This window comes from Kitasatospora sp. NEAU-CNBT7 (assembly GCF_057220535.1).
The window spans coordinates 18,293-29,156 of the sequence record NZ_JBXQQB010000050.1 but is presented as its reverse complement, the minus strand read 5'-3'; the positions used below and the strand labels follow the sequence as shown (position 1 = coordinate 29,156).

The 10,864-nt window shown below is 70.0% G+C and carries 6 protein-coding genes; 1 reads left to right on the top strand and 5 read right to left on the bottom strand.

Annotated features, from left to right (window positions below):
• Positions 1 to 38: 38 nt before the first annotated feature.
• From AC2TEW_RS35665 to AC2TEW_RS35645, 5 genes are all read right to left on the bottom strand, one after another.
• Positions 39 to 1,706: an IS1182 family transposase gene (locus AC2TEW_RS35665; RefSeq protein ID WP_484627405.1), complete on the bottom strand. Its 1,668-nt coding sequence runs from the start codon at positions 1,704 to 1,706 to the stop codon at positions 39 to 41.
• A gap of 140 nt (positions 1,707 to 1,846) precedes the next feature.
• Positions 1,847 to 3,262, bottom strand: coding sequence for a glutamate ligase domain-containing protein (locus AC2TEW_RS35660; protein ID WP_484627408.1), 1,416 nt, complete (start codon positions 3,260 to 3,262; stop codon positions 1,847 to 1,849).
• A 215-nt stretch (positions 3,263 to 3,477) separates the two neighbouring features.
• Positions 3,478 to 4,470, bottom strand: coding sequence for a protein translocase subunit SecF (gene secF, locus AC2TEW_RS35655; RefSeq protein WP_484627404.1), 993 nt, complete (start codon positions 4,468 to 4,470; stop codon positions 3,478 to 3,480).
• Positions 4,471 to 4,473: 3 nt separating this feature from the next.
• On the bottom strand, positions 4,474 to 6,036 hold the full coding sequence (gene secD / locus AC2TEW_RS35650; RefSeq protein ID WP_484627403.1) for a protein translocase subunit SecD: 1,563 nt from the start codon (positions 6,034 to 6,036) through the stop codon (positions 4,474 to 4,476).
• On the bottom strand, positions 6,033 to 6,209 hold the full coding sequence (locus AC2TEW_RS35645; protein WP_484627402.1) for a hypothetical protein: 177 nt from the start codon (positions 6,207 to 6,209) through the stop codon (positions 6,033 to 6,035). Before AC2TEW_RS35645 ends, secD begins: the two co-directional genes overlap by 4 nt.
• A gap of 793 nt (positions 6,210 to 7,002) precedes the next feature.
• On the opposite strand from AC2TEW_RS35645, the gene AC2TEW_RS35640 reads away from it, so the two are divergent.
• The gene (locus AC2TEW_RS35640) at positions 7,003 to 10,782 is read left to right on the top strand and encodes a CARDB domain-containing protein (protein WP_484627401.1); all 3,780 of its coding nucleotides are present in this window, start codon (positions 7,003 to 7,005) and stop codon (positions 10,780 to 10,782) included.
• The last annotated feature ends 82 nt before the right edge of the window (positions 10,783 to 10,864 follow it).

Genomic DNA, 10,864 nt, shown 5'->3' with positions numbered 1-10,864 from the left:
TCTTACCTTGACTCTGTCGGGGATCTTGGAGATGCCAGTCAGGTTCCCAGGGTTCGCCAGGATTTGGACCGGGGTATTTCGCGCTGGTCGAGGTAGTGCTGGAAGGCAGTCGGTTGCCGGGACGTGGGCGCTTCTTCGGCCGGTGGCGGTCCGCTGAGGCGCTCGATGTTGACGGCGATGGCTGTCAGGACGTGCTGGATGTGGGCTTTCCCTTGTCCTCGGTAGCGGCAGCGTCGCATGCCGTGGCCGTGGGCGAACTCGTTGACCGTGCCTTCCACTCCGGAGCGGACCGCGTAGCGTGCTTTCCATTCGGGTGTCTGTTGCTCGGTACGGACGCGGAGTTGCAGGTCACGGAGTTCTCGCGGGGGAAAGCCCACGGTGCGGGCGCTGTCGGCGGTGGAGGTGCACTGGGTGCGGGCCGGGCAGGGGCGGCACTGGCTCTTGGTGAACCTGGCCACGATCAGTGGGGCCGCGGTGGGTGAGGAGGTCGGATAGGGGCCGTGCCGGCCCGCGCTGACCTGCCCCTGGGGACACGTGACCTGCTGATGGTCGTAGTCGATGTGGAAGTCGTCCCGAGCGGAGCCCTCGCCTCGGCGGTGCTGGCGGGTGGGGTTGCTCCGCAGCGGCCCGGAGAGGGTGACCTGGTGTTCACGCGCGGCTTGTTCCAGGTGGGGCAGGGAGGTGTAGCCGGCGTCGACCAGGTGCTCGGCGGGCAGCAGGCCGCGGCGGGCCAGGCGGGTGTGGATGCCGGGCAGGACCTGACTGTCGTGGGTGGTGGCCGGCGTGGTGGCCACGTCCGTGATCACGTTGGGGCTGTTGGGAGCGCAGGTCTCCGTCAGATGGGCGGCGAAACCCTTCCAGCTGATGATGTGCCCGTGCCTCGCATGGCGGGCTGAGGTGTCGTAGGGAGAGACGACCGCCCGGGACGAGGGTGGCAGCCCGGGTCCGCCTTCCTTCTCGGCGGTGCGCCGGCGCAGTCGGCCTGCCTGGTCACGGTGGTAGTTCTGCACCATGATCTGGCGCAGGGCCTGGGCGCGAGGGCGGGGGGTGCGGCCTGCTCCGTGCCGGTGGAGGTGTTCCAGGAGCCGGACGGCGTCGTTGCCGGTGGCGATGATCCTGGTCGTGGGCTTGGTGGGGTTCTTGCCCAGGCGGACCGGCCGGCCGTAGCGGTGCCCCCACTCCTCATCGACCAGTTCGTCCAGCAGGTGAGGGGAGGTGCCGGCGACTTCTTCGAGTGCGGCACGGACCGCCTCGGTGACCAGCTCCAGGCGGGTCAGGTCGCGCACCGCGGCCAGGACGTGGGTGGAGTCGGTGCGCTGCGTGGTGCGCTCGCGCACCAGTCCGGCCTCCGTGAGACGGGCCAGCGCGAGATCGAGGAGGCGATCCGCACGGTCGCCTTCGGCGAGACGGTCACGAAAGTCGGCCAGCACACTGTGGTGGAACCCGGGATCGTCCAGCTCCAGCGCCAGGGCGTACTTGAAGTCGATGCGGCAGCGGACCGTCTCGGCAGCCTGCCGGTCCGACAGGCCGAGCAGGAACTGCAGGACACAGACGGTGGCCAGTTCAGCAGGCGAGAGCCCCGGCCGCCCATCGCGGGGGTACCAGTCGGCGAAGTCCTCGTCGCGCCACAGCCCATCGAGGCGGTCGCGTACCCAGATCGCCGTCGTACCGCCCGGGTTGCTCGCCCGCGCGATCTGCGCGGTCAAAGAAGGGACTTGCTCACCGGAACGGGGGCGCAGGGACAACGGGCACCTCGACAGCTGCATCGGTCGGCGGAACTACCCGAGCATGCCCGTCGATCACGCTACCGCACCGAGGAACTCCAAGATCCCCGACAGAGTCAAGCTCAGGCCGCGACGGCGAGGTCCGCGCAGACGGGGTCGGCGGAAAACCGCGGCCGGCGCGGCGGGCCGTGGAGTTCGGCGATGCAGTGCGCGACAGCGGCAAGGTGTGCGGTGTGCGGCCCCTTGAAGAGGACTGCGTCGCCGGCGCGGACGAAGGGCTGGAGGAACTCCAGCGCCGCATCACTGTCCGCGACGATGGTGGCGTTGACGCCGTGGCTGGTGGCGGCAGCGTGGACGAGCGCGGCGTCGGCGCCGCCGATGGCCACCAGATGGGTCACCCCTGCCTGGGCCGCGAGTCGTCCCAGCCGGGCGTGGTGGTAGACGGCGTCCTCCCCCAGGCCCGGTATCTCTGCGATCACCGCGACCGAGCGCTGGGCGCGGCGGGCGATCCTACCGAGGGTGGTCAGTGCCGCCGCAGCGGAGTGGGGTGAGGCCTCGAAGGTGTCGTTGACGACGGTCACGCCGTGCGCGCAGTCGTAGACCTCCATGAGGTCCGGGGTCAGCGGCCGTGCGCTGCCCAGGGCCTGTGCGATGTTGTCGAGGTCGGCGCCCATGGCCAGGGCCGCTGTGGCGACGGCGGCCGCGCTCGGGATGTTGTGCAGCCCGTGCAGGTTCAGCTTCACCCGGACCTGGCGTTCGCGGTAGGTGAGGATGAAGGAGGGCCGGGCAAGGCGGTCCGTGCGCGGGGCGCTGATGCGGACCTGTGCGTTGCCGTGTCCGAAGGTCATGATCCGCGCGCGGCTGCGGAACGCGGTGGCCATGGCCTGGGGGTCGTCGGCGTTGACGATCACCAGCCCGTCGGCCGGCAGGCTCGCGACGAGTTCTCCCGTCTCCTGCGCACTGGTGAAGCGGCTGTCGCCGCCCGTGACTGCGGTGACGAGGGCAAGGGCCGGCGGGGTGAGCCATTCCGGGTGTTCGATTCCGGTGGGATCGGTGGCCGCTGTGTCGGCCTGCAGCAGGACGAACCTGCTGTCCTGGTCGACGTTGAGCGCCCCCAGGGACGGCGCCAAGCGGTCCTCGACCGGCAGGCGCGGCACCGGGGCCACGTCGGGGAGCACCTGAGAGAGCAGATCCTTCGTCACGGTTTCGTCGATGCCCCCGGTCAGGCCGATAACGGTCGGTGACTCGGCGCGCGCCAGGAGGTTGCGGGCCAGCGCCCGCAGTGCCCGGGGCACGTCCTCCACCACGATCGCGGGGTGCTGGCCGGGCTGTTCGGTGAGCACCGCGACGGCGCCGGCCGCCAGCGCGGCGGTGGCGTGATCGTGGTGGTCGTCGGCTGCGCCGGGGAGTTCCGCGAACATGCACCCCGGGGTCACCAGCCGCACATCTGCCACCGGCGGGTCGAGTACCAGTTCCTGGCGGTCCATGACGAGGTGCAGTCTGCCGTCCGTGGCGGTGGCAATGGCGTGCAGGGACATGGGGATCACGAGGGGTTCCCTCTCTCATGGGGGCAGTCCCGGAGGGCCGGCCGGTACGTCGAGGTGGCATCGGCCCCGGCATCGACGGCGGCACGGCACGATGTGTCTCGTCCTCCACTGTCCGGCGCCCTGCGGTGCCCGGATGTCCCCCGGCCGGTCCATCGTCCGGGTGAACGGCCCGGTGTGCGGCGGTGGACCCGGTGGCCCCGGCGGGGCTACACCTCGGCGGATGCCGTCCCTGCCGGTTCGCCGCGGCGCGCCACTGCGACCCGGGCGGCCAGGGCCCGCATTGCGGGTTGCCGTTCCTTGAGGGCGGCCAGGAGCGGTGTCGCGACACAGATCGAGGAGTAGGCGCCGGCGATCAGGCCGACGAACAGGGCGAGGGCGATGTCGTTCAAGGTGCCTGCGCCGAGCATGCCGCCGCCGATGAACAGCAGCGCCGCAACGGGCATCAGGGCCACGGCGGTGGTGTTGATCGAACGCACGAGTGTCTGGTTGAGGCCTGCGTTGGCGGCTTCGCGGTAGGTCCGGCTGTCCTGGGAGGTGATCTTGCGGGTGTTCTCCTTGACCGTGTCGAAGACGATCACGGTGTCGTAGAGCGAGTAGCCGAGGATGGTCAGGAACCCGATCACGGTGCCCGGGGTGACCTCGAAGCCGACCAGGGCGTACACGCCGACGGTGATCAGGAGGTCGTGGACCAGGGCGACCAGAGCCGCCAGTGCCATCCGCCACTCGAAGGCGATGGCGAGGTAGGCGGTGACCAGGACCATGAAGATCGCCAGTCCCAGCAGCGCCTTGTGGGAGATCTCCTTGCCCCAGCTCGGTCCGACGCTCTGGGTGTTGATCTCGTCGGCGGGTATGCCGAGATCCTTGGCGAGTTCCCGTTTGAAGGTCTCGGGGGTGGTCTCGGTGTCCGAGCTGACCTGGATGCGGATCTCTCCCTTGTCCGTGGACTGGACCAGGGGGGTGGTGCCGCCGGTAATCGTACGTGCGCTGTCCTGGGCCTGGGAGACGGTCAGTCCCGGTTTGGTCACGGTGTAGAGCGATCCGCCCTTGAACTCGATGCCCAGGTGCAGACCGGTGGCCAGTCCGATGCCGGCGACCAGGATGATCACGGCCGAGAGGCAGGCCCAGAGCCTGCCACGGCCGACGAAGTCGAAGCTGACCTCGCCCCGGTGCAGCCGCTGGGCCAGGGTGCGTGGGGACATCGTTCAGGCCTCCTCGGCCGGTCGGGTACAGCGGCGTCCGCGCAGCGGGGGGCGGGCGCCCAGCCGCTTCGGGTCGAGGCCGGACCAGGGGTGACCGCCGGCGAAGAACCTGGTCCTGGCCAGTAGGGTGACCAGCGGCTTGGTGAACAGGAAGATCACCACGACGTCCAGGGCGGTGGTCAGGCCGAGGGTGAAGGCGAAGCCCTGCACCTTGCCGATCGACACCGTGTAGAGCACGGCCGCACACAGGAACGAGACGAAGTCCGACACCAGGACGGTGCGCCTGGCGCGGGGCCAGGCCCGGTGGACGGCGCTGCGCAGCGACACCCCTTCGCGGATCTCGTCGCGGATGCGTTCGAAGTACACGATGAACGAGTCGACGGTGATCCCGATGGCGACGATGGCACCGCAGACCGCCGGAAGGTTGAGTGCGAAGCCGATGCCTGCGCCCAGCAGACACATGCTCGCGTAGGTCATGGCGGCGGAGACCAGCAGTCCGGCGATCGACACCAGGCCCAGGCCCCGGTAGTAGAGCAGCGAGTAGAGGACGACCAGCAGGATGCCGACTGCTCCGGCGGCCAGGCCTGCCTTGAGCTGGTCGGCACCGAGCTGCGGGGAGACGGTCGTGACGTCGCTCTTGACGAAGTCCAGCGGCAGGGCCCCGAAGCTCAGCACATTGGCCAGGCTCTCGGCCTCGCTCTGGGTGAATCCTCCGGAGATGACGGCGCTGCCACCGAGAATCGACTCCCGGACCGAGGGGTGGGAGACGACCTGGCCATCCAGCACGATCGCGAACTGGTTCTCGGGAGCGGACCGGGCGGAGAGTTTCCCGGTGGTGTCGGCGAATGCTTTGGCACCGGCCGCGTTGAAGCCCAGCTGGACCTGCCAGCCGCCGCCGTTCTGGGTGTCGAGACCGGCGGCGGCCTTGTCGACGTCGGTGCCCTGTACCGCCGCGGGGCCGAGGGCGAACTTGTACCAGGTGCCCTGTTCCTCGTTGTAGGAGCAGGCCAGGGCGTCCTCTGCGGGGTCGGTCGGCAGGTGGTTGCCGCGCTGGCCGGGGGTGGAGCAGTCCAGTGCGGTGAACTGCCCGGCCAGTTTCTGCGGCACCGTGCCCGTGGCGGCCGCGGACGACGGGGCGCCGGTGCCTGTGGGGGCGAGGGCGAGCACCGGCCGGAAGGAGAGCTTGGCCGTGGTGCCGACCTGGTCGGCGGCGGCCTGCTGGCCGTCGCCGTGGGGAATGTTGACGATGATGGTGTTGCGGCCCTGGATCTGCACCTCTGCCTCGGAGATGCCGAGGCCGTTGACCCGCCGGTGGATGATCGAGGCCGCGGTCTCCATGGCCGACGGTGTGACCGCGGCCTGGTCCCGGGAATCAGCGGTCAGGGTGATGCTCGTCCCGCCCGCGAGGTCGATGCCCAGGCGCGGGCGGCTGTGACCGGTGGCGAACATGGCCGAGACCAGTGCGACGGTGACCGCCAGGACGAGGAGCAGCAGGCGGCCCGGGCGGCTCGTTCCTCGTGCCCGGCGTTCTCGCGCGGGCCGGCGGGTGCGGTCGGTTCTGCTCATGGACAGGTCACCTTGCTCGGGGGGTTCTCGCCGTAGGAGCTGCTGGCCGGGGCCTGGGCGGCACACCGGGCGTCGCTTCCCGTGCTCCCGGTGGTCGGACGGGTGTCGCGCAGGACCGCGATCACGGTCGCGGTCATGAAGCAGACCATCAGCAGCACGGCGCACGTGAGCATGAGGTCCTGCCCGGTGGGAGTGCGGCGGCGGGGCACGTGGGTTTCTTCCGGGGAGAGGAACGGGGATCTGCCGCTGGGCGGACGGGGGCGTCCCGACGGCTGCTGGCCAGTTTTGCCCGCTCGTCTTGGACGAACCCTTTCGCTGTCCTAGCGGAGCCCAGCGCGCCGTCCCGGGCAGGCCCCCGCACCGCAGCGGTGTCGCACGGTTGCCCGATGAGTCTCCCGTTCGTGCCTTCCTGCGTCTGGGATGCGACGGGAGACTTGACCTCAACAATCTTTGTGGGCACCCGAATCCGTGCGAGCCGTCCCTGTCTCGCGGGCAGCTGGGGGCCGGCCCGTGACAGGAGAACACATGACCGCTCACTTACCTGGGGCACAGAACCGAATGCGCCCCCTGTCCTCAGCCATCTCGGTGGTCCTCGGGATGTCCCTCATGCTGATCGACGCCCCCGGGGCACGGGCACAGCCCGGCCAGAGCCAACTGCCGACGTCCTTGGCGAACGGGAGCTTCGAGGATCCCCGTGTTCCCTCCTCCGACTACTTCTGGGCCACGATCCCGGGATGGAAGGGTAATGTTCCGGACCGTGCCGACCAGGTGGAGCTGACCAACTCGACTTCCCACACGGGCAACCAGTCGGCTGTCCTCCGGCAGCTCAGCAGCGGTCCCGAGACGATTTCCCAGACGGTCGCCTGCAAGGCCGGCGAGCCGATGTCGTGGAGCCTGGCGCACCGGGGGTCGACCAAGGATTACGCGTCGGGGGATCTGGTATCCGGGGTCGAGGTGCGGATCGCGATGAACGGCGCCGCGAAGGGTGAGCTCCAACGTCCGACCGGGTCCACCACCCATGAGATCAAGGGTGGCGACGGGAATTGGCGTACGTGGGAGGGCGAGTACACACCGTACGCGGCGGCCAGCTCATGCACCATCTCCATCACCTCCCTTACCGGGGGCACGCTGCATCTCCCGAACAGCTACGTCGACTCGGTGGCCTTCAGCACCATCCCCAAGCCGAAGGCGGCGACCACGGCGAGCACTTCGACCGTCAACCCGGGCGAGGACGTCACATACACGACGACGCTGGAGAACAACGCCTCCGGCGGTCCGCTGGATGCCTCGGTCTACTCGGTGAAGATCCCCGACCGGATGTCGTTCGTGCCGGGTTCGCTGTCGATCGACGGCCGGGCGGTGGACGAGTCCACCGGGAGCTCCGTCGCGTCGGTGAAGGACGGCACCCTCAGGGTGAACCTGGGCAACGGGGCGAACGGTTCCACGGGCGGACGCGTCGACTCGGCGGGGAAGGTCACGCTGTCCTACCGGCTGAGTGCGGCGCCCGACGCCCCCCTCGGCACCGCTTTCACCCACCGGGCGAACGTCTCCTACAAAACGTCGTTCATCCACACCCGCGAGGTCACCGCGAACGACGTGGTCACGAACCTGGCGTCCGCCGACCTTGCGGTGTCGGCGGCGTTCGTTCCGGCGCAGCCGCGTGCCGGGGAGAAGGCCAAGTTCTCCGCCGTGGTGGACAACCGTGGTCCCTCGGCGGCGCGGGAGGTCACTGTGGAAGCCGATGTGCCGGATGCACTGACCGGTGCGGTGGCGGCGCTCGACGGTGACGAGTCGGCCTGCCGGATCGAGAAGAAGAAGGCCACCTGCACCGCATCCGGTCTGGACAAGGATGCCAAGGCGACCGTGACCGTGGAGGGGACGATCCCGGCCGGGCATCCGGTGGAGCAGGAGGTGTCGGCGTCGGCGAGCGCGAGCGCGCGAACGGCCGACCCGAACACCGGGAACAACACCGCCACCGCGAGCACGAAGCCCGCCGCCAGGGCGGACCTGTCGGTGGACGTGCGGGCGGACAAGGACCGCCCGCGGGCCGGGGACACCCTGAGCTACACCGTCGAGCTGCACAACGCCGGGCCGTCCGACGCCGGCGAGGTCCAGGTCACCGACCGGCTCCCGCAGGGCTTCACCGTCACCAAGGCGGAGACCGCCAAGGGCTCCTTCGACCAGGGCAGCGGCCTGTGGGACCTCGGTACCGTCCCGGTGGGCGAGAAGGCCGTCCTCACGGTCACCGGGACCGTCCCGGCCGAGATGCCGGAACTCGTGCACGACGCGGAGGTCACCCACTCCGCCACTCCTCACCAGGACGGCCGGCGCACCGCCACCCTGCGTACGCCGGTGACCCAGGTCGCGGACGTGCAGGCCTCCCTGAGCGTCGACAACGCCTCGCCGCGTGTGGGCCAGGAGGTCGTCTATACCGTGACCGCCTCGAACAAGGGGCCCTCCACCGCGGCGAACGTGACCCTGGAAGCCGTCCTGCCGCCCGGCCTGGCGCACCGCTCTGACACCTCGTCCGGTGCGTACAAGGCCGGTGACGGGGTGTGGAAGGTCGGTGCCCTCCCGGCCGGGGAGAGTCGCAGCATCCAGATCACCGGGCTGGTGGAGCAGGAGGGCCTGCTGACCGCCCGGGTCAACCGTCTCAACTCCGACACCGCGTTGCTGAATCCGTGCGACTGGGAGTGCGCCAGCGCTCCCCTGGCGGCCGGTCAGTCGCTGGCGGACCTGACGGTGACCGGTTCGGTGGAAGGCCAGGTGAAGGCCGGCGGCAAGGCCCGATTCGTCGTGAACGTGCGCAACAACGGGCCGGAGGCAGCCGACGAGGTCACCGTGACCACGGCGGTGCCCAAGGCGCTGACCGGTGTGGGCGCGACGCTGGACGGCAACGACTCAGCCTGCCGGACCGCCGGCGACGAGATCGTCTGTGCCCTGCCGAAGCTGGCCAAGGACCAGAGCACCGTCCTGGCCGTCGAGGGTACCCTTCCGTCCGGTCTCAAGGACGGGCAGGGTCTGACCCTGACGGCGAACGCCGCGGCACGAACCGCCGACCCGAACCCTGCGAACAACGGCGTCACGCTGAATACCAGTGCCCTGGCCAGTGCCGACCTGTCGGTGGTGGTGTCCGCGGATGCCGCCCGGCCCAAGGCCGGTGACACGCTCACCTACACCGTCGACCTCCACAACGCGGGCCCGTCGGACGCCCAGCAGGTCCAGGTGACCAACCGTCTGCCCGCCGGGTTCGCGGTGACGGCGGCCGAGACGGAGTCGGGCTCGTACGACAAGGGCACCGGGGTCTGGGATGTCGGCACCTCGGTGGTGGGCGAGAGCCAGCGGCTGACCGTCACCGGCACCGTGCCGGGCGACGTCCCCGAGATCGTGGGCACGGTCGAGATCACGCGGACGACGACGCAGCACGCCGGGGGCGAGCGCAGCTTCAGCGTGCGCACCCCGGTGACGCAGATCGCGGACGTCGAGGTCGCGGTGTCCGCGGACCGGGAGGACGCGCTGGTCGGCCAGGAGGTCGTCTACACCCTGACCGCCACCAACAAGGGGCCCTCCACCGCGGAGGACGTCAAGGTGACGGGCACGCTGCCGGACGGGCTGACGCACCGCTCCGACACCGCGAACGGTTCGTGGGACAAGAAGGACGGTCTGTGGAAGGTCGGGGCGCTGCCCGCCGGGCAGTCCCGCACCGTCCAGGTCACCGGAGTCATCCAGCGTGATGGCAGCCTTGTGTTCCAGCTCGACGCTCTCTCCTCCCGGACTCCGTTGGTGAAGCCGTGCGACGTTCAGTGCGCCACCTCTTCGGTGGATGCGGAGCCCGCCGCCGCGCTCTCGGTGGCGGTGAAGGCCGACGCCGAGCGGGCGACGGCCGGCGGGGAGCTGACGTACACCGTCGAGGTGCGAAACCCGGGCCCGTCGGACGCTCAGCAGGTCCAGGTCACCGAGCGTCTGCCGGAGGGTTTCGTGATCGTCGAGGCGAAGTCCGACCGGGGCACCTTCTCCCGGGAGGACGGTCTGTGGGACCTCGGTACCGTCCCGGTGGGCGAGGGCGCGACTTTGAGCATCGCCGGTAGGGTCCCCGCCGACCGGCCGGAGATCACGAACACTGCCGAGGTCACGCGCAACGTCACCAAGCCGGTCGACGGGAAGCCGACCGCGGTCGCCGCCGTCACCACGCCCGTCGGGCAGATCGCCGACGTCAAGGCGACGCTGCAGGTCGACAACACCGCGCCGCAGGTGGGCAAGGAGGTCACCTACACGGTGACCGCCGTCAACAACGGGCCGTCCACCGCGACCGAGGTGAGCCTGGAGGACAGGCTGCCCTTCGGGCTGACGCACCGATCGGACACCTCGGACGGCAGTTACGACCCGAACACCGGGGTCTGGAAGTCCGGATCGATTCCTTCGGGCGAGAGCCGGACCTTCAAGATCACTGCCGGTGTCGACGCCGAGGGTGACATCACCAACCGCGTCAACTATCTCGCCTCGCAGACCCCGCTCGCCGAGCCCTGCGAGCGCAACTGCGCCAGTGTCCTCGTCTCGGCGTCCGCCGAGGCGCCTGCGCAGGAGGCCGAGTTCGCAGGCGAGGAGGAGAAGAGCACCGGCAGCGACGGCGGTCTCCTGGCCATGACCGGTGCGGCCGGCATCGCGGTCATCGCGGGGCTGGCGGCCGTTGCCCTCGCCGCGGGGGCCGGGGTGATCTGGCGGGTCCGCCGTCGTCGGGCCTCATAGCCCGTCCTGGCCCGTACGCGGAGGTGGGGGGGAACCAAAGAGAAAGGGGGAGAACACACCTCTCCCCCCTTGGTAGAGGGCA